We start from the raw sequence: 17,387 nt of genomic DNA, 5'->3' as shown, positions 1-17,387 counted from the left end.
TCCTAACCTAAAAGTTCTTCAACGGTTTTGCCACGCAGTTTTGCAACTTCTTCTGCACGTTTCAGACGTTGCAAACCTTCCAATGTGGCGTTAACCATGTTGATGGAGTTCGAAGAACCTAGGGATTTTGTCAAAATGTCGCCTACACCGGCAAGTTCCAATACCGCACGAACAGGGCCGCCGGCGATAACTCCGGTACCTTTCGATGCAGGTTTCAAAAGAACGCTGCCTGCTCCGAATTTGCCGATAACCAAGTGAGGAATGGTAGTGCCAACGATAGGAACATGAATCAGGTTTTTCTTAGCATCTTCGATACCTTTGCGGATAGCGTCCGGTACCTCAGCGGCTTTACCGATTCCTGCGCCTACCCAGCCTTTGCCGTCGCCAACAACGACCAATGCGCTGAAGCTGAAACGACGTCCGCCTTTTACTACTTTAGCAACGCGATTAATGTTAACAACTTTTTCAGTTAACTCTAAAGTATTGGGATCAATACGCAAGTGACTTTACCTCCTTGTATGTTTGTATTAAAATTCAAGTCCTGCTTCACGAGCTGCATCAGCCAGTGCTTGCACACGGCCATGATACAAGTATCCGCCACGGTCAAATACGACTTGTACTACGCCGCTCTTTTTAGCGCGCTCTGCAATCAAAGCTCCGACCTTGCGAGCAGCTTCCACGTTACCGCCGTTACCGATGCTTTCTTTCAACTCTTTATCTTGAGTCGAAGCGGAAGCGATCGTTACACCTTTCACATCGTCGATCAATTGAGCGTACATGTGTTTGGAAGAACGGAAGATGTTCAAGCGCGGACGTTCAGTCGTACCTTGAATTTTCTTACGAACACGCAGGTGTCTTTTCAAACGGGCTTTGTTTTTATCGCCTTTTGTAATCATTCGAGGTCACTCCTTTCAACTTGGATAAGAAAGTATCGCTATTTAAGCGACCTTATTTCTTCTTACCTGCTTTACCTTCTTTACGAAGGATACGCTCGCCTTCATACTTGATACCTTTACCTTTGTAAGGTTCCGGTTCACGTACGGAACGAACTTTTGCAGCCGTTGCTCCGACCAATTCTTTATCGATACCTTTAACGATGATCTTAGTGTTGGATGGAACTTCGAATTCGATGCCGCTCTCAGGCTCGATTTCAACCGGATGAGAGTAACCTACGTTCAAAACCAGTTTGTTGCCGGTTTTGTTGGCACGGTAACCTACACCAACCAGATCAAGCGATTTTGCGAATCCTTCCGTTACACCACTAACCATGTTGGCAACAACACTTCTAGTCGTACCGTGAAGGGAACGATGCAATTTATTGTCAGAAGGGCGTTCTACAGAAATTTCGTTTTCCGAAACGACCACTTTCATTTCTTTATGAAGTTCGCGGCTCAATGTGCCTTTAGGACCTTTCACTGTGATCAGCGTGTTGTCCAGAGTAACGTTGACTCCGCTTGGGATTGTAATTGGTTTGCGACCAATACGGGACATGGTTTGCACCTCCGTTCATTTAAATTCTGTATTACCACACGTAGCAGATAACTTCTCCGCCTGCTTTGGATTGACGAGCTTCTTTATCGGTCATAACGCCTTTGGAAGTGGAAATGATTGCAATTCCCAATCCTCCAAGCACGCGTGGAACCTCCTGGCTTTGAGTGTAAACACGCAAGCCCGGTTTGCTGATTCTTTTCAGACCGGAGATAACACGCTCATTGTTAGGGCCGTATTTCAAGAAAAGACGGATAATCCCTTGCTTGTTATCCTCGATATATTCAGCGTCACGGATAAAGCCTTCCTTCTTCAGAATCTCAGCGATTTCTCTTTTGATCTTCGAAGCAGGGATTTCAACCGTTTCATGACGCACTACGTTTGCATTGCGAATGCGAGTAAGCATATCTGCAATTGGATCTGACATCACCATATTGTGAACCTCCTTCCCGAAACTAGGGTAATTACCAGCTTGCTTTTTTCACGCCAGGAATCTGGCCTTTATATGCTAATTCACGGAAACAAATTCTGCAAATTTTGAATTTCCGTAGAACGGAATGCGGACGACCACAGCGTTCGCAGCGTGTATACGCCTGTACCTTAAATTTAGGAGGGCGCTGCTGCTTCACTTTCATCGAAGTTTTTGCCACTTACTTTTACACCTCCGCTTGTACCGTTTATTTTGTAAACGGCATTCCTAATTGGGTTAATAATTCACGGGATTCTTCGTCAGTTTTAGCCGTCGTTACGATAACGATGTCCATACCGCGAACTTTATCCACTTTATCGTACTCGATTTCCGGGAAAATCAATTGTTCTTTCAGACCCAGCGTGTAGTTACCGCGGCCGTCGAATGCTTTGGCAGATACACCGCGGAAGTCACGAACGCGAGGAAGAGCTACGTTGAACAATTTGTCCAAGAAGTGATACATACGCTCGCCGCGCAATGTTACTTTTACGCCGATTGGCATATTTTCACGCAGTTTGAACCCTGCGATCGATTTTTTCGCTCTGGTTACTACCGGTTTTTGACCAGCGATCAGTTGAAGGTCTTGAACCGCTACGTCAAGCACTTTGGAATTGGAAACAGCCTCGCCAACACCCATGTTGATGACGACTTTCTCAATTTTAGGCACTTGCATAACCGTAGAGTAGTTGAACTTCTGAATTAACGAAGGAGTAACTTCGTTCAGAAAACGATCTTTCAATCTTGCTGTCATGTTTGATGTACCTCCTTTCCTAACTTATACGATTAATCGATGACTTCACCGGATTTTTTAGCTACGCGCACTTTTTTACCGTTATCCAGAACTTTGTAACCTACACGGGTAGGTTGGCCGCTCTTTGGATCAACCAGCATCACGTTGGATACGTGAATCGGTGCTTCTTGAGTGATGATACCGCCTTGTGGATTAGCTTGCGATGGCTTAGTGTGCTTTTTAACCAAGTTCACACCTTCAACCAATACGCGGTTCTCACGAGGGTATGCTGCGATTACGCGACCTTTTTTACCTTTGTCTTTACCAGTAATCACGAACACGGTATCGTCTTTTTTCACGTTCAATTTATTGTTGTAAGACTCTAACTTCTTACCTTTGTTTGGCATCGAATTTCCACCTCCTAAGAGTTTTCGGTAGAAAACTCACTTCGTAAGCATGTACTGAGCGTTCGGAGAACGCTAACTTCGTAAGCAGCCCCTTAACCGGGCGCCGCTTCTATATTAGATAACTTCCGGTGCAAGAGATACGATTTTCATGAAATCTCTGTCACGAAGCTCACGAGCAACTGGTCCAAAGATACGAGTTCCGCGAGGACTCTTGTCATCTTTTACGATAACCGCTGCATTTTCGTCGAAGCTGATGTAGGAACCGTCTTTACGGCGGGCACCGCTCTTCGTACGAACGATAACGGCCTTAACAACATCACCTTTTTTGACAACGCCACCTGGTGTTGCTTCTTTCACGGAGCAGATGATCAAATCACCGATATGACCTACACGACGACCTGTACCACCCAATACGCGAATGCACATAAGCTGTTTTGCACCAGAGTTGTCAGCCACATTTAAACGAGATAGAGGTTGAATCATTGTCTAAACCCTCCTTCCGGAATTGATGCAATTAGCATATCTTAAACGATAACCGCTTTTTCTACAACTTCGATCAGTCTCCAACGCTTGTCTTTGGAGAGCGGACGAGTTTCCATAACTCTAACAACGTCACCGATTTGCGCTTCGTTGTTTTCGTCATGCGCTTTGAATTTCTTCGTATATTTAATTCTCTTGTGGTAAAGATCGTGTTTTTTGTAAGTCTCAACGGCAACAACGATGGTTTTGTCCATTTTGTTGCTTACGACTTTACCAACCTGAGTTTTACGTTCGTTACGTTCACTCATGTGAGATCCTCCTCTCTCATTCATTAACTAATGATACCCAGTTCTCTTTCACGCAAAACAGTCTTTGCACGAGCAATCTCTTTGCGGACTTCTCGAATCTGAACTGGGTTATCCAGTTGACCGGTAGCCAGTTGAAAACGGAGGTTAAAGAGTTGTTCCTTAAATCCGGCAACCTTTTGTTCAATCTCAGCAGTGGTTAAGTTGCGAAATTCACTAGCTTTCATTTGCTTCACCACCTACATCTTCTCTTTTAACAAACTTCGTTTTGATCGGCAGCTTGTGAGAAGCAAGACGCATTGCTTCGCGAGCAATCTCTTCACTTACGCCGGCAAGTTCGAACATAATTTTACCTGGCTTAACAACAGCAACCCATTTTTCCACGTTACCTTTACCGCTACCCATCCGAACCTCAAGAGGTTTTTGAGTAATTGGCTTCGCAGGGAAAATTTTGATCCAAACTTTACCGCCCCGTTTGATGTAACGAGTCATCGCAATACGAGCAGCTTCGATTTGACGGTTCGTCACCCAAGCCGGTTCCATTGCTTGCAAACCATATTCGCCGAAATGTACTTCCGTACCGCCTTTAGCACGACCGCGCATATTGCCGCGATGTTCTTTACGGTGTTTTACACGTTTAGGAACTAACATGATTAGTTGCCTCCTTCCGTTACAGCCTTTTTCTTAGCCGTTGGAAGAACTTCGCCACGATAGATCCATACTTTTACGCCGATACGGCCATAAGTGGTATGAGCTTCCGCTGTACCATAATCGATGTCCGCACGCAGCGTATGAAGAGGAACCGTACCTTCGCTGTATCCTTCCGTTCTGGCGATTTCCGCTCCACCCAAACGACCGCTTACCGATGTCTTGATCCCTTTTGCTCCAGCTCTCATCGATCTTTGAAGTGCTTGCTTCATCGCACGACGGAACGAAACGCGACGCTCCAATTGTTGAGCGATGCTTTCTGCTACCAAGATAGCGTCCAGCTCAGGATTTTTGATTTCGGAAATGTTGATATGGATTTTCTTACCGTTCGTCAGCTTGGCGATGTAGTTGCGAATAATCTCAACTTCCGAGCCACCTTTACCGATAACCATACCAGGCTTAGCCGTATGAATAGTAACATTAACACGGTTTGCCGCACGTTCAATATCAATGTGAGAAACAGCCGAATCCTTCAGCTTTTCTTTCAGGTATTCGCGGATTTTCACGTCTTCCAAAAGCAGATCGCCGAAATCTTTACCAGCGTACCATTTGGATTCCCAATCGCGGATAATACCAATTCTAAGTCCTACCGGGTTTACTTTCTGACCCACACGTTATCCCTCCTTATTTTTCAGATACCACTAACGTAATGTGGCTGGTACGTTTATTAATACGGCTCGCACGGCCCATAGCGCGAGGACGGAATCTTTTCATCGTTGGACCTTGGTTCACGTAAGCCTGGGAAACAACCAAGCTGTTAGGGTCCATGGAGTAGTTATGCTCCGCATTGGCGATTGCCGAATTCAGAACCTTCTCCACGATCGGGGATGCAGCCTTCGGCGTGTGACGCAGAATGGCGATTGCCTCACCAACTTGTTTGCCGCGGATCAAATCGACCACCAATTGCGCCTTACGAGGAGCAATGCGAACGAATCTTGCAATGGATTTTGCTTCTTGCATGGAAGTACCTCCTCTCATTTACAACTCATCGATAGCAAAACGCTCTAATTAGCGTTTGCCTGTTTTCTTGTCATCATCATGACCTTTGTAAGTACGAGTTGGAGCAAACTCACCCAGTTTGTGTCCAACCATATCTTCTGTAACATAAACCGGCACGTGCTTTCTTCCATCGTACACCGCAAATGTGTGACCGATAAATTGCGGGAAAATGGTAGAACGGCGAGACCAAGTTTTAATTACTTGCTTCTTAGTTGTATCTCCTTGCGCTTCGACTTTCTTCAAAAGATAGCCGTCCACGAAAGGTCCTTTTTTCAAACTGCGACCCATGTTTCGTTCCTCCCTTCATTAATCGTACCTTTATAGATATTACTTCGTACGACGACGAACGATATATTTATCAGAAGCTTTGCCTTTTTTACGCGTTTTATAACCCAGGGTCGGTTTACCCCAAGGAGACATCGGGGATTTACGTCCGATTGGAGCGCGGCCTTCACCACCACCGTGAGGGTGATCGTTAGGGTTCATTACAACCCCGCGCACTTCAGGTCTTTGACCCAACCAGCGGGAACGTCCGGCTTTACCGATTTTCACGAGCTCGTAGTCTTCGTTACCTACAGCACCGATCGTAGCGCGGCAAACTTTAAGAACTTTTCTTACTTCGCCGGAAGAAAGACGGATCGTTACATAATCCTCTTCTTTACCGAGCAGTTGAGCTTCCGTACCGGCTGCACGAACCAATTGTCCGCCTTTGCCCGGTTTCAACTCGATGTTGTGAATCACAGTACCTACAGGAATGTTTTCAAGCGGCAATGCATTGCCGATCTTGATGTCCGCTCCAGCACCGGAAACGATTTGATCGTTTACTTTCAAGCCTTTTGGAGCAATGATATAACGTTTTTCACCGTCAACATAGTGAATCAAAGCGATGTTAGCCGAACGGTTTGGATCGTATTCGATTGTAGCAACGCGTCCAGGTATTCCATCTTTGTTCCGTTTGAAGTCGATGATCCGGTATTTACGCTTATGTCCGCCGCCTTGGTGACGAACCGTAATTTTACCTTGGTTGTTACGGCCTGCTTTTTTGCTCAAAGGTGCAAGCAAGGATTTCTCCGGTGTAGACGTTGTGATTTCTTCAAATGTAGAAACCGACATAGCGCGTCTTGCAGGCGAGGTTGGTTTATATTTTTTGATTGGCACTTAGATTCCCTCCTTACTTCTAAAAATGAATTACACCGTTTCGAAGAATTCGAGTTCTTTGCTGTCTGCGCTCAAGGAAACAATCGCTTTTTTCCACTCGGAAGTATATCCGGAGTAACGACCGTAACGCTTAGGCTTAGCCGGCATTCTCATTGTGTTAACATTCGTTACTTTCACTTTGAAAATCGACTCGATGGCTTGTTTGATTTCCGTTTTGTTCGCACGAAGATCAACTTCGAAAACGTATTTCTTCTCGGCCATCATATCGCTTGTACGCTCAGTAATTACAGGGCGTTTAATAATGTCGCGAGGGTTCTTCATTACGCAAACACCTCCTCTACCTTCTGTACCGCATCCTTAGTAATGATCAGCTTGTCGTAAACCATAACATCAAGCACGTTGATTCCTTCAGCTACTACAAATTTCACTCCAGGAATGTTGCGTGCGGACAATGCTACGTTTTCTTCGTAACCAGCTGTAACTACCAAAGCTTTGCGGTCCACTTTCAAGTTGTTAAGAATCGCTGCGAATTCTTTCGTCTTCGGCTGAGCCAATTGCAATTGATCAAGCACGATGATTTCATTTCCGATTACCTTGGAAGATAATGCAGATTTGATCGCAAGACGACGAACTTTTTTAGGCAGCTTGTAGGAATAGCTCCGTGGAGTCGGTCCGAATACGGTACCGCCACCTTTCCATTGAGGAGCGCGGATACTACCTTGACGAGCACGGCCTGTACCTTTTTGTTTCCATGGTTTACGGCCACCGCCGCGAACTTCGGAACGTCCTTTTACTTTATGAGTACCAAGACGCAGAGAAGCGCGCTGCATCAGAACCGCTTCGTTCAAAACGTGAACGTGAGGTTCAATTCCAAATACGGAATCCGACAATTCAACTTCTCCCACTTGGGAACCACTAACGTTGTATAATGCTACTTTTGGCATCTGTAATCCTCCTTTCCTGCTTTACTTATTTCTTCACCGTAGATTTCACGCTAACGTAGCTGTTTCTAGCGCCTGGGATGGAGCCTTTAACCAAGATTACATTACGTTCAACATCTACTTTGATCACTTCAAGGTTTTGCAAAGTAACCGTTTCGCTACCCATATGTCCTGGCAGGTTTTTACCCTTTGGAACACGGTTTGCTTGAATCGAACCCATGGAACCTGGTCCGCGGTGATAACGAGAGCCGTGAGCCATTGGACCTGTGGATTGATTATGTCTTTTGATAACGCCTTGGAACCCTTTACCTTTGGATGTACCCGTTACGTCAACGAATTCGCCTTCTGCAAACAAGTCAGCTTTAATCTCTTGGCCAACTTCCAATTCAGACATACCGCGAATTTCTTTTACGTAGCGCTTAGGTGTTGCGCCTGCTTTCTTCGCATGGCCCAACTCAGGTTTATTGGCATTCTTTTCTTTCTTATCATCAAAACCGATTTGGATCGCTTCGTAACCGTCGTTCTCCACGTCCTTTTTCTGAAGTACAGTACAAGGACCTGCTTGGATTACCGTTACTGGAATAACCAAACCTTCCGGAGTAAACACTTGAGTCATTCCAAGTTTTTTCCCTAAGATACCTTTCATCGTTGACACCTCTTTTCCTCTCATACGTTCATTTATTTATTCACATGTGAATTACAGTTTAATTTCGATGTCCACACCGGACGGCAGATCCAAACGCATCAAAGCATCTACAGTTTGAGGCGTTGGGTTAACAATATCGATCAAGCGCTTATGTGTGCGCATTTCGAATTGTTCGCGAGAGTCTTTGTATTTGTGAACCGCACGAAGAATCGTGATGATTTGCTTCTCCGTAGGCAGCGGAATCGGACCCGATACGCCTGCACCGGAGCGTTTCGCAGTTTCAACAATTTTCTCGGCGGATTGATCCAAAATTCTGTGATCATAAGCCTTCAAACGAATACGAATTTTTTGCTTTGCCATAGTATTCCCTCCTTCTATCGCCCAATTTAGTATCGGACATACTCAGTGAAAATCTCCTGACGCCGTCCCTATGGCAAAGGGGCCGGGTGTGTCAGCAACCTCTCACGTCATCGCAACGTCACAGACCAACGCTCACTATTATATAAAATCCTGAATGAAAAAGCAAGCTCTTCTTTGCACTTTTGCCTAAAAAAATAAATCCCCTCATCTTTATGCAAGATGAAGGGATTCGTTATCGCTTCAGCAATTACTTGCTGATAGTTGCAACTGCGCCAGCGCCTACAGTACGGCCGCCTTCGCGGATAGCGAAGCGAGTACCTTCTTCGATAGCGATTGGAGCGATCAGCTCAACCGTAACCGTGATGTTGTCGCCTGGCATAACCATTTCAGTACCTTCAGGCAGGTTGATGATACCTGTAACGTCAGTTGTACGGAAATAGAATTGAGGACGGTAGCCAGTGAAGAAAGGCTTATGACGGCCACCCTCTTCTTTAGTCAGAACGTAGATTTGAGCAGAGAAGTTCGTGTGTGGTTTAACCGAACCCGGTTTAGCCAATACTTGTCCACGCTCGATATCTTTACGGTCTACACCGCGAAGCAATGCGCCGATGTTGTCGCCAGCTTGAGCGGAGTCCAGCAATTTGCGGAACATCTCAACGCCAGTAACGACGGATTTGCGAGTTTCTTCAACAAGACCAACGATTTCGATCTCGTCTTGTACTTTAACCGTACCGCGCTCTACACGACCTGTAGCAACAGTACCGCGGCCAGTGATCGAGAATACGTCCTCGACAGGCATCAAGAAAGGCTTGTCAGTGTCGCGCTCAGGAGTTGGGATGTAAGAATCAATGTGCTCGAACAGCTCAATGATTTTATCAGCCCAAGGACCGTCTGGGTTTTGCAAAGCTTCACGAGCTGCACCGCGTACGATTGGAGTGTCGTCGCCTGGGAACTCATATTCGTTCAACAAGTCGCGAACTTCCATTTCAACCAATTCCAGAAGCTCTTCGTCTTCAACCATGTCGCATTTGTTCAAGAATACGACGATGTAAGGAACGCCTACTTGGCGGGAGAGCAGGATGTGTTCGCGAGTTTGCGGCATTGGGCCGTCAGCTGCGGATACAACCAGGATCGCTCCGTCCATTTGCGCTGCGCCTGTGATCATGTTTTTAACATAGTCGGCGTGACCTGGGCAGTCAACGTGTGCGTAGTGACGGTTAGGAGTTTCGTATTCAACGTGTGCAGTGGAGATAGTGATACCGCGCTCACGCTCTTCTGGAGCTTTGTCGATTTGGTCGAAAGCTACCGCTGCGCCACCGTATCTTTTGGACAATACAGTAGTGATAGCAGCAGTCAAAGTTGTTTTACCGTGGTCAACGTGACCGATCGTGCCGATGTTAACGTGCGGTTTATTGCGCTCAAATTTCGCTTTTGCCATGGTTAGATTGCCTCCTTAGATAAACATTTATTATTAGGCGCCTTTGTTCTTTGCAACGATTTCTTCTGCAATGGACTTAGGCACTTCTTCATAGTGGGAAATTTCCATCGAATACACGCCGCGACCTTGTGTACGGGAACGCAAAGTGGTGGAGTATCCGAACATTTCGGACAAAGGTACTTTTGCACGGATGATTTGCGCACCGTGACGAGTGTCCATACCTTCGATCCGTCCGCGGCGGGAGTTCAGGTCGCCCATTACGTCGCCCATGTACTCTTCCGGTACGGTTACTTCTACTTTCATGATTGGCTCAAGCAATGCCGGACGGCATTTTTCCGCTGCGGCTTTCAAAGCCATGGAACCGGCAATTTTAAACGCCATTTCACTGGAGTCGACATCATGATAAGAACCGTCAACAACGGTTGCTTTAATATCAACAAGAGGGAAACCGGCGTATACGCCGTTCTTCATGGACTCTTCAATACCTGCTTGGATCGGAGCGATATATTCTCTAGGAATAGAGCCGCCCACGATTTTGCTTTCGAACTGGAAGCCAGTACCGGCTTCAAGCGGTTCGAACTCAACCCAACAATGTCCGTATTGACCACGGCCGCCGGATTGGCGAACGAACTTGCCTTCGACTCTAGCCGCTTGACGGAACGTTTCACGGTATGCAACCTGCGGTTTACCCACATTGGTTTCTACCTTGAATTCGCGAAGCATACGGTCAACCAGGATCTCCAGGTGAAGCTCACCCATACCGGCGATGATGGTTTGACCAGTCTCTTCGTCCGTATGAGCACGGAAAGTCGGGTCTTCTTCGGAAAGCTTTTGCAAAGCGATACCCATCTTATCTTGGTCAGCCTTCGTTTTCGGCTCAACAGCAAGCTGGATAACCGGCTCTGGGAAGTTCATGGACTCCAGGATTACCGGATTTTTCTCATCGCAAAGCGTGTCACCGGTTGTCGTATCTTTCAAACCAACGGCTGCCGCGATATCACCGGAGTAAACTTCGCTGATTTCTTGACGGCTGTTAGCATGCATCTGAAGGATACGGCCGATTCTTTCACGTTTGCCTTTTGTGGAGTTGACTACGTACGAACCGGAGCTCAATACACCGGAATATACGCGGAAGAACGTCAATTTACCTACGAACGGATCCGTCATGATCTTGAACGCAAGAGCAGCGAACGGTTGGTCGTCAGCAGATTTACGAGTTACTTCCGTACCGTCCTCCAAAGTTCCTTTAATGTCAGGAACGTCGATAGGAGCTGGCAAATAATCCACTACAGCGTCAATCATCAATTGAACGCCTTTGTTGCGGTAAGAGGAACCGCAAACAACAGGGAAGATTTTAACTTGGCATACGCCTTGACGGAGAGCAGATTTAATCTCTTCTACCGTCAACTCTTCACCCTCGAGGTATTTCATCATGAGCTCTTCATCAAGCTCAGCGACTTTTTCCACGAGCTCAAGACGAAGCTCTTCCGCTTTTGCTTTGTATTCTTCAGGGATTTCAACGATTTCGACTTCTTTACCCAAATCGTCTTTAAACATGTGGGCAACTTGTTCAACCAAGTCGATAATACCAACGAAATCACTTTCAGCACCGATCGGCAATTGGATAGCTACTGCATTTGCGCCAAGTCTTGCACGCATTTGCTCAATTACACCCAAGAAATCCGCGCCGATGATGTCCATTTTATTTACGTATGCAATACGAGGAACTCCGTAACGGTCAGCTTGTCTCCAAACTGTCTCGGATTGAGGCTCAACGCCTTCCTTCGCACTGAACACACCTACTGCTCCATCCAACACGCGCAGGGAACGTTCAACTTCAACGGTGAAGTCAACGTGTCCCGGGGTATCGATGATATTGATGCGGTGACCTTTCCAAGAGGCAGTCGTAGCGGCAGACGTAATTGTAATACCGCGCTCTTGCTCTTGTTCCATCCAGTCCATCGTTGCAGCACCTTCGTGCACTTCACCGATTTTATGAGTACGGCCTGTGTAGAACAAGATACGCTCCGTTGTAGTCGTTTTACCCGCATCAATATGCGCCATAATCCCGATATTACGCGTATCTTTTAAGGAGAACTCTCTTGCCATCAGGTTGTCTCCTTCCTATTATCAGGAATGTAATTTTACCAACGATAGTGCGCAAACGCTTTGTTGGCTTCAGCCATTTTGTGCGTATCTTCGCGTTTTTTAACGGAAGCGCCTGTGTTGTTGCTAGCGTCGATAATTTCTTGCGCCAATCTTTCTTCCATCGTTTTCTCACCACGAAGGCGAGAATAGTTAACCAACCAACGAAGTCCCAAAGTGGTACGACGTTCCGGTCTAACTTCGATAGGTACTTGATAGTTCGCACCACCGACACGGCGAGCTTTAACTTCAAGAACAGGCATGATGTTTTTGATGGCTGCTTCAAACACTTCCATCGGCTCTTTACCTGTACGTTCTTGAATCAGATTGAAGGCGTTATAAAGGATCGTTTGAGCGACACCTCTTTTGCCATCGATCATAATGCGGTTGATCAAACGAGTTACCAGCTTGCTATTATAAATAGGATCTGGCAATACGTCTCTGCGAGTAACTGGACCTTTACGAGGCATAGTTATCCCCCTTTCTCGAAAAGTTCATTCTTATAAAATCATTGATTACTTTTTCTCTTTCGGACGTTTCGTACCGTATTTGGAACGAGCCTGTTTACGGTTGTTCACACCGGATGTATCCAATGCGCCACGAACGATATGGTAACGTACCCCTGGAAGGTCTTTTACCCGTCCGCCGCGAATCAATACAACGCTGTGCTCCTGAAGGTTATGTCCGATACCCGGAATGTAAGCAGTAACCTCTACACGGTTAGTCAAACGTACACGGGCATATTTACGAAGAGCGGAGTTCGGTTTCTTCGGTGTCATTGTACCTACACGAGTACATACACCGCGCTTTTGAGGAGCGCTCAGGTCTGTAGCTTCTCTTTTCAGAGCGTTAAAACCTTTTTGAAGAGCCGGGGACTTGGATTTTTCCACTTTCGCTTGGCGTCCTTTACGAACGAGTTGGTTAATTGTTGGCATGTCGCCACCTCCTTCCAAAATGAATGACCTTGATTTTAAGCCCACAGATCCAGGCGAATCGTAAATGAACAAAGTAAAAGTTTTTGTCATCCTCACATCGCTGTTTTGTCTGACAAAAACATGCTGACATCATTCATTCACTACAGCTGCCATCGCAGCTCCAACTTCAATACCACACGCTTTACCTAACAACTTCATGGAATCAACGTATGTTACTTTAACCCCCATTTTCTTGCAGAGGTTAATCATTTTTATCGTTATTCGCGGATCTGCATCTTTGGCAACAAAAACTTCCGTAGCCTTGCCTAGCTCTACCATTCTTGTCGCTTGCTTCGTGCCTATGCTAATGTTCGCTGCCTGTTTCACTTTATCATAAGACATGAAAACATCCTCCAAAGGAAAATGGCACACTTTGATATATTAGCATCCGGATCATACCCTGTCAAGAAAATTGCTTGTCTTCACAAAAAGAAATTATTTCATGAAGACAAGCATCGTTTCTATTCTTGATTTGGCGTTTATTCTACCGTGACCGTCTCCATTTCGAGAGACTGATCTTCGTCCGTAACCTCTTCGTTAGGATTGGTAATACGAATGTTACGGTATCTCGACATCCCCGTACCTGCAGGGATCAGCTTACCGATAATAACATTCTCTTTCAAGCCGAGCAGCTGGTCGACCTTGCCCTTGATCGCAGCGTCCGTCAATACGCGAGTCGTTTCCTGGAAGGACGCGGCCGACAGGAAGGAATCGGTCTCGAGCGACGCTTTGGTAATACCGAGCAGCACAGGTCTTGCGACAGCCGGCTCCAGATCGGCGAACAATGCCACTTTGTTGGCTTCCTCGTACTCATGAATATCGACGAAGGAGCCTGGCAGCAACGTCGTGTCGCCGGCGTCAACGATACGGATTTTGCGAAGCATCTGGCGAACCATAACTTCGATATGCTTATCGTTGATTTCAACGCCCTGGTTACGGTATACGCGCTGAACCTCTTGGAGAATATAGTTTTGCACACCGCGAATCCCTTTGATGCGCAGCATTTCTTTAGGGTCGATGGAGCCTTCCGTCAATTCGTCGCCGGCTTCGACGTGCTGGTTCACCGACACGCGAATACGGGAGCCGTAAGGCACCGCATAAACTTTGGATTCCGCTTCGCCGAGCACTTCGATCTCGCGGCGGTCTTTCGCTTCGCGGATATCTTTGACGATACCGTCGATTTCCGTAATGATCGCTTGCCCTTTCGGATTCCGGGCCTCGAAGAGCTCCTGAATCCGCGGCAAACCTTGGGTAATATCGTCCCCTGCAACGCCCCCGGTATGGAACGTACGCATGGTGAGCTGAGTTCCCGGTTCCCCGATGGACTGAGCGGCGATAATCCCTACAGCTTCCCCGATCTCTACGTGCTGACCTGTCGCCAGGTTACGGCCGTAGCATTTTTTGCAGACGCCGTGTCTGGAGCGGCAGCTAAGCACGGAGCGGATTTGCAGCTTCTCAATGCCCGCAGCGATAATCTTGTCGGCGATGCCGGCTTCGATCAGCTCGTTGCGTCCGACAATTACTTCGCCGGTTTGCGGGTCGCGGATCGTTTCGAAAGCGTAGCGGCCTTCGATACGGTCGTACAGATCCTCGATAACCTCTTTGCCGTCCTGAATACGGCTGACGGTAAAGCCTTTGTCCGTACCGCAATCTTCGTCGCGAACGATAACGTCCTGTGCCACGTCGACCAGACGACGGGTCAAGTAACCCGAGTCCGCTGTCCGCAGCGCCGTATCGGCCAACCCTTTACGGGCGCCGTGCGTGGAGATAAAGTACTCCAATACGGTGAGGCCTTCGCGGAAGTTCGATTTGATCGGCAGCTCATAAATACGTCCGGTTGGCGTAGCCATCAGACCGCGCATACCGCCGAGCTGCGTAATCTGCGATTTATTACCCCGTGCTTTAGACTCAACCATCATGTTGATGGAATTGTATTTATCGAGCGACTTCATCAGAATGTCCGTAATTTCATCTTTCGTTTTACTCCAGATGGCAATAACGCGGTCATAACGTTCGTCGTCGGTAATCAAGCCGCGGCGGTATTGATTTGTAACTACGTTAACTTTATCTTCGGATTCTTTCAGCAGCTCATCCTTTTCCGGAGGAACGGTAACGTCCGCTACGGCGATCGTAATACCGGCCTTCGTGGAATAAGTAAAGCCAAGCTCCTTGATCCGGTCGAGAATGACCGAAGTCAACGTCGTATGGTATCTGCGGAAGCATTCCGCGATGATCGATCCGAGATATTCTTTACCTACCGCTTTGCATTCCGGCAGCTCCTCCATAATTTTGCGGAGGTTCGCCCCCTTGTCGAATACGAAATATGCATCCGAAGGGCCCACGAGCAAGTTCGACTTTGTCGGCTCGTTGATATAAGGGAAATCAGCAGGATAAATTTCGTTAAAGATGACTTTACCGATCGTAGTGATCAGCATAGCTTCTTGCTGCTGCGGCGTGAAGCTCGTTTTGCTAAGCACTTTCGCCGGGATGGCGATACGAGCATGCAGCGAAGCGGCGCCGCGCTGGTACAAGGAAACAGCCTCATGCACCGAACGTACGATCGTCAGCGCGCCTTTGGCGAATTTGTTGTCGGTCGTCAAGTAGAAGCTTCCCAAGACCATATCCTGAGAAGGCGTAACGACCGGCTTGCCGTCTTTCGGGTTCAAGATGTTACCGGATGCGAGCATAAGCACGCGCGCTTCCGCTTGAGCCTCGGAAGACAACGGAACGTGAACGGCCATTTGGTCACCGTCAAAGTCGGCGTTATACGCCGTACATACGAGCGGATGCAGCTTGATGGCGCGTCCTTCTACAAGGATCGGTTCGAACGCCTGAATCCCCAATCTGTGCAGCGTGGGGGCACGGTTGAGCAGAACCGGATGTTCCTTGATGACTTCTTCAAGCACATCCCATACTTCAGGGCTTACGCGTTCTACTTTGCGCTTCGCGCTCTTGATGTTATGGGCGAGGCCTTTATTGACAAGCTCCTTCATAACGAATGGTTTGAACAGTTCCAAAGCCATTTCCTTAGGAAGACCGCATTGGTACATTTTGAGGCTCGGACCTACGACGATAACGGAACGACCGGAATAGTCAACCCGTTTACCGAGCAAGTTTTGCCGGAAGCGTCCTTGCTTCCCTTTGAGCATATGGCTCAAGGATTTGAGCGGACGGTTGCCAGGACCGGTTACAGGACGGCCGCGGCGGCCGTTGTCGATCAAGGCGTCTACCGCTTCCTGCAGCATCCGCTTCTCGTTCTGAACGATAATATCCGGAGCTCCAAGATCGAGCAGCCGTTTCAGACGGTTGTTCCGGTTAATAACGCGGCGGTACAAATCGTTCAAGTCGGAAGTCGCAAAGCGTCCGCCGTCGAGCTGAACCATCGGGCGCAGCTCCGGAGGAATAACCGGAAGCACGTCGAGTACCATCCATTCCGGCATGTTTTTCGAATTGCGGAATGCTTCCATAACTTCGAGCCGTTTAATCGCACGGTTACGGCGCTGGCCTTGAGCCGTTTTGAGCTCTTCTTTCAGCGTTTCGACCTCTTTATCGATGTCGATGTCCTGAAGAAGCTTTTTCACCGCTTCGGCGCCCATTCCCGCTTGGAAAGCATAGCCGTACTTTTCACGGTAGCTGCGGTATTCTTTCTCGGACAGCAGCTGCTTTTTCTCCAGCGGTGTATCGCCTGGGTCCGTTACAACATAAGATGCGAAGTAGATGATCTCTTCGAGGGAACGAGGAGACATATCGAGAGCCAAGCCCATACGGCTCGGAATCCCTTTGAAGTACCAAATGTGGGATACCGGAGCCGCCAGCTCGATGTGACCCATACGCTCACGCCGAACCTTTTGTCTGGTCACTTCAACGCCACAGCGGTCGCAAACGACGCCTTTATAACGAACGCGTTTGTATTTTCCGCAATGACATTCCCAGTCTTTGGTCGGTCCGAATATTTTTTCGCAGAACAAACCTTCCTTTTCAGGCTTCAGTGTTCTGTAGTTGATCGTTTCCGGTTTTTTAACTTCCCCGCGGGACCACGAACGGATCTTTTCCGGAGAAGCCAAGCCGATTTTCATAAATTCGAAGTTGTTAACGTCCATCAAGGAGCAACCCTCCTTAAGAATGTGCTATATGATCAG

25 protein-coding genes are annotated in these 17,387 nt (G+C 47.5%); all 25 read right to left on the bottom strand.

Annotated elements, in window-relative coordinates:
• Positions 1 to 2 precede the first annotated feature (2 nt).
• Positions 3 to 500, bottom strand: a complete 498-nt coding sequence (gene rpsE / locus SK3146_RS21350) for a 30S ribosomal protein S5 (RefSeq protein ID WP_249860691.1) — start codon at positions 498 to 500, stop codon at positions 3 to 5.
• Positions 501 to 527: 27 nt separating this feature from the next.
• Complete coding sequence (gene rplR / locus SK3146_RS21345; protein WP_249860690.1) at positions 528 to 896, bottom strand: 50S ribosomal protein L18; 369 nt, start codon at positions 894 to 896, stop codon at positions 528 to 530.
• Positions 897 to 948: 52 nt separating this feature from the next.
• A complete protein-coding gene (rplF, locus tag SK3146_RS21340; RefSeq protein ID WP_249860689.1) occupies positions 949 to 1,491 on the bottom strand; it encodes a 50S ribosomal protein L6 in 543 nt (180 codons plus the stop codon).
• Positions 1,492 to 1,522: 31 nt separating this feature from the next.
• A complete protein-coding gene (rpsH, locus tag SK3146_RS21335; RefSeq protein WP_028552003.1) occupies positions 1,523 to 1,921 on the bottom strand; it encodes a 30S ribosomal protein S8 in 399 nt (132 codons plus the stop codon).
• Between the two features lie 31 nt (positions 1,922 to 1,952).
• Positions 1,953 to 2,138 (bottom strand): type Z 30S ribosomal protein S14, encoded by a 186-nt coding sequence (locus SK3146_RS21330; RefSeq protein ID WP_026326663.1) that lies wholly within the window; start codon positions 2,136 to 2,138, stop codon positions 1,953 to 1,955.
• A gap of 27 nt (positions 2,139 to 2,165) precedes the next feature.
• Positions 2,166 to 2,708 carry a 50S ribosomal protein L5 gene (gene rplE / locus SK3146_RS21325; protein WP_249860688.1) on the bottom strand — a complete coding sequence of 181 codons (543 nt, stop codon included), beginning with the start codon at positions 2,706 to 2,708 and terminating at the stop codon, positions 2,166 to 2,168.
• A 32-nt stretch (positions 2,709 to 2,740) separates the two neighbouring features.
• Positions 2,741 to 3,094 carry a 50S ribosomal protein L24 gene (gene rplX, locus SK3146_RS21320; protein ID WP_249860687.1) on the bottom strand — a complete coding sequence of 118 codons (354 nt, stop codon included), beginning with the start codon at positions 3,092 to 3,094 and terminating at the stop codon, positions 2,741 to 2,743.
• A 114-nt stretch (positions 3,095 to 3,208) separates the two neighbouring features.
• Positions 3,209 to 3,577 carry a 50S ribosomal protein L14 gene (rplN, locus tag SK3146_RS21315; RefSeq protein ID WP_239630961.1) on the bottom strand — a complete coding sequence of 123 codons (369 nt, stop codon included), beginning with the start codon at positions 3,575 to 3,577 and terminating at the stop codon, positions 3,209 to 3,211.
• Positions 3,578 to 3,618: 41 nt separating this feature from the next.
• Complete coding sequence (gene rpsQ, locus SK3146_RS21310; RefSeq protein ID WP_249860686.1) at positions 3,619 to 3,882, bottom strand: 30S ribosomal protein S17; 264 nt, start codon at positions 3,880 to 3,882, stop codon at positions 3,619 to 3,621.
• Positions 3,883 to 3,905: 23 nt separating this feature from the next.
• On the bottom strand, positions 3,906 to 4,106 hold the full coding sequence (gene rpmC / locus SK3146_RS21305) for a 50S ribosomal protein L29 (protein WP_239630959.1): 201 nt from the start codon (positions 4,104 to 4,106) through the stop codon (positions 3,906 to 3,908).
• The gene (rplP, locus tag SK3146_RS21300) at positions 4,096 to 4,530 is read right to left on the bottom strand and encodes a 50S ribosomal protein L16 (RefSeq protein WP_028552009.1); all 435 of its coding nucleotides are present in this window, start codon (positions 4,528 to 4,530) and stop codon (positions 4,096 to 4,098) included. Before rplP ends, rpmC begins: the two co-directional genes overlap by 11 nt.
• Before the next feature lie 2 nt (positions 4,531 to 4,532).
• Positions 4,533 to 5,198: a 30S ribosomal protein S3 gene (gene rpsC, locus SK3146_RS21295; RefSeq protein WP_249860685.1), complete on the bottom strand. Its 666-nt coding sequence runs from the start codon at positions 5,196 to 5,198 to the stop codon at positions 4,533 to 4,535.
• Positions 5,199 to 5,211: 13 nt separating this feature from the next.
• Complete coding sequence (gene rplV, locus SK3146_RS21290) at positions 5,212 to 5,547, bottom strand: 50S ribosomal protein L22 (protein WP_249860684.1); 336 nt, start codon at positions 5,545 to 5,547, stop codon at positions 5,212 to 5,214.
• Between the two features lie 48 nt (positions 5,548 to 5,595).
• Complete coding sequence (gene rpsS, locus SK3146_RS21285) at positions 5,596 to 5,874, bottom strand: 30S ribosomal protein S19 (protein ID WP_249860683.1); 279 nt, start codon at positions 5,872 to 5,874, stop codon at positions 5,596 to 5,598.
• A 39-nt stretch (positions 5,875 to 5,913) separates the two neighbouring features.
• A complete protein-coding gene (gene rplB, locus SK3146_RS21280) occupies positions 5,914 to 6,744 on the bottom strand; it encodes a 50S ribosomal protein L2 (protein ID WP_249860682.1) in 831 nt (276 codons plus the stop codon).
• A 30-nt stretch (positions 6,745 to 6,774) separates the two neighbouring features.
• Positions 6,775 to 7,065 carry a 50S ribosomal protein L23 gene (rplW, locus tag SK3146_RS21275; RefSeq protein WP_249860681.1) on the bottom strand — a complete coding sequence of 97 codons (291 nt, stop codon included), beginning with the start codon at positions 7,063 to 7,065 and terminating at the stop codon, positions 6,775 to 6,777.
• A complete protein-coding gene (gene rplD, locus SK3146_RS21270) occupies positions 7,065 to 7,688 on the bottom strand; it encodes a 50S ribosomal protein L4 (protein ID WP_249860680.1) in 624 nt (207 codons plus the stop codon). The genes rplW and rplD overlap by 1 nt, the downstream gene beginning before the upstream one ends.
• A 25-nt stretch (positions 7,689 to 7,713) precedes the next feature.
• On the bottom strand, positions 7,714 to 8,331 hold the full coding sequence (gene rplC / locus SK3146_RS21265; RefSeq protein ID WP_249860679.1) for a 50S ribosomal protein L3: 618 nt from the start codon (positions 8,329 to 8,331) through the stop codon (positions 7,714 to 7,716).
• A 51-nt stretch (positions 8,332 to 8,382) separates the two neighbouring features.
• Entirely contained in the window at positions 8,383 to 8,691 is a 309-nt protein-coding gene (gene rpsJ / locus SK3146_RS21260; RefSeq protein ID WP_005544556.1) for a 30S ribosomal protein S10, read from the bottom strand.
• Positions 8,692 to 8,938: 247 nt separating this feature from the next.
• Positions 8,939 to 10,129, bottom strand: coding sequence for an elongation factor Tu (tuf, locus tag SK3146_RS21255; RefSeq protein WP_249860678.1), 1,191 nt, complete (start codon positions 10,127 to 10,129; stop codon positions 8,939 to 8,941).
• A gap of 33 nt (positions 10,130 to 10,162) precedes the next feature.
• A complete protein-coding gene (fusA, locus tag SK3146_RS21250; protein WP_249860677.1) occupies positions 10,163 to 12,238 on the bottom strand; it encodes an elongation factor G in 2,076 nt (691 codons plus the stop codon).
• Positions 12,239 to 12,273: 35 nt separating this feature from the next.
• A complete protein-coding gene (rpsG, locus tag SK3146_RS21245; protein WP_239630950.1) occupies positions 12,274 to 12,744 on the bottom strand; it encodes a 30S ribosomal protein S7 in 471 nt (156 codons plus the stop codon).
• Between the two features lie 45 nt (positions 12,745 to 12,789).
• Positions 12,790 to 13,209 (bottom strand): 30S ribosomal protein S12, encoded by a 420-nt coding sequence (gene rpsL / locus SK3146_RS21240; protein WP_249860676.1) that lies wholly within the window; start codon positions 13,207 to 13,209, stop codon positions 12,790 to 12,792.
• Between the two features lie 129 nt (positions 13,210 to 13,338).
• Positions 13,339 to 13,590, bottom strand: a complete 252-nt coding sequence (locus tag SK3146_RS21235; RefSeq protein WP_249860675.1) for a ribosomal L7Ae/L30e/S12e/Gadd45 family protein — start codon at positions 13,588 to 13,590, stop codon at positions 13,339 to 13,341.
• A 137-nt stretch (positions 13,591 to 13,727) separates the two neighbouring features.
• Positions 13,728 to 17,351: a DNA-directed RNA polymerase subunit beta' gene (rpoC, locus tag SK3146_RS21230; protein ID WP_283942775.1), complete on the bottom strand. Its 3,624-nt coding sequence runs from the start codon at positions 17,349 to 17,351 to the stop codon at positions 13,728 to 13,730.
• Positions 17,352 to 17,387 lie beyond the last annotated feature (36 nt).

The sequence above is a fragment of the Paenibacillus konkukensis genome (genome assembly GCF_023523925.1).
Taxonomy (GTDB): Bacteria; Bacillota; Bacilli; order Paenibacillales; family NBRC-103111; genus Paenibacillus_S; species Paenibacillus_S doosanensis.
This window is presented reverse-complemented; position numbering and strand designations above follow the sequence as displayed.

Coding starts and splice junctions, on each gene's coding strand:
- rplR (WP_249860690.1), bottom strand. CDS start 896: ATGATTACAAAAGGCGATAAAAACAAAGCCCGTTTGAAAAGACACCTG.
- rplF (WP_249860689.1), bottom strand. CDS start 1,491: ATGTCCCGTATTGGTCGCAAACCAATTACAATCCCAAGCGGAGTCAAC.
- rpsH (WP_028552003.1), bottom strand. CDS start 1,921: ATGGTGATGTCAGATCCAATTGCAGATATGCTTACTCGCATTCGCAAT.
- rplE (WP_249860688.1), bottom strand. CDS start 2,708: ATGACAGCAAGATTGAAAGATCGTTTTCTGAACGAAGTTACTCCTTCG.
- rplX (WP_249860687.1), bottom strand. CDS start 3,094: ATGCCAAACAAAGGTAAGAAGTTAGAGTCTTACAACAATAAATTGAAC.
- rplN (WP_239630961.1), bottom strand. CDS start 3,577: ATGATTCAACCTCTATCTCGTTTAAATGTGGCTGACAACTCTGGTGCA.
- rpsQ (WP_249860686.1), bottom strand. CDS start 3,882: ATGAGTGAACGTAACGAACGTAAAACTCAGGTTGGTAAAGTCGTAAGC.
- rpmC (WP_239630959.1), bottom strand. CDS start 4,106: ATGAAAGCTAGTGAATTTCGCAACTTAACCACTGCTGAGATTGAACAA.
- rplP (WP_028552009.1), bottom strand. CDS start 4,530: ATGTTAGTTCCTAAACGTGTAAAACACCGTAAAGAACATCGCGGCAAT.
- rplV (WP_249860684.1), bottom strand. CDS start 5,547: ATGCAAGAAGCAAAATCCATTGCAAGATTCGTTCGCATTGCTCCTCGT.
- rpsS (WP_249860683.1), bottom strand. CDS start 5,874: ATGGGTCGCAGTTTGAAAAAAGGACCTTTCGTGGACGGCTATCTTTTG.
- rplW (WP_249860681.1), bottom strand. CDS start 7,065: ATGAAGAACCCTCGCGACATTATTAAACGCCCTGTAATTACTGAGCGT.
- rplD (WP_249860680.1), bottom strand. CDS start 7,688: ATGCCAAAAGTAGCATTATACAACGTTAGTGGTTCCCAAGTGGGAGAA.
- rplC (WP_249860679.1), bottom strand. CDS start 8,331: ATGAAAGGTATCTTAGGGAAAAAACTTGGAATGACTCAAGTGTTTACT.
- rpsJ (WP_005544556.1), bottom strand. CDS start 8,691: ATGGCAAAGCAAAAAATTCGTATTCGTTTGAAGGCTTATGATCACAGA.
- tuf (WP_249860678.1), bottom strand. CDS start 10,129: ATGGCAAAAGCGAAATTTGAGCGCAATAAACCGCACGTTAACATCGGC.
- fusA (WP_249860677.1), bottom strand. CDS start 12,238: ATGGCAAGAGAGTTCTCCTTAAAAGATACGCGTAATATCGGGATTATG.
- rpsG (WP_239630950.1), bottom strand. CDS start 12,744: ATGCCTCGTAAAGGTCCAGTTACTCGCAGAGACGTATTGCCAGATCCT.
- rpsL (WP_249860676.1), bottom strand. CDS start 13,209: ATGCCAACAATTAACCAACTCGTTCGTAAAGGACGCCAAGCGAAAGTG.
- SK3146_RS21235 (WP_249860675.1), bottom strand. CDS start 13,590: ATGTCTTATGATAAAGTGAAACAGGCAGCGAACATTAGCATAGGCACG.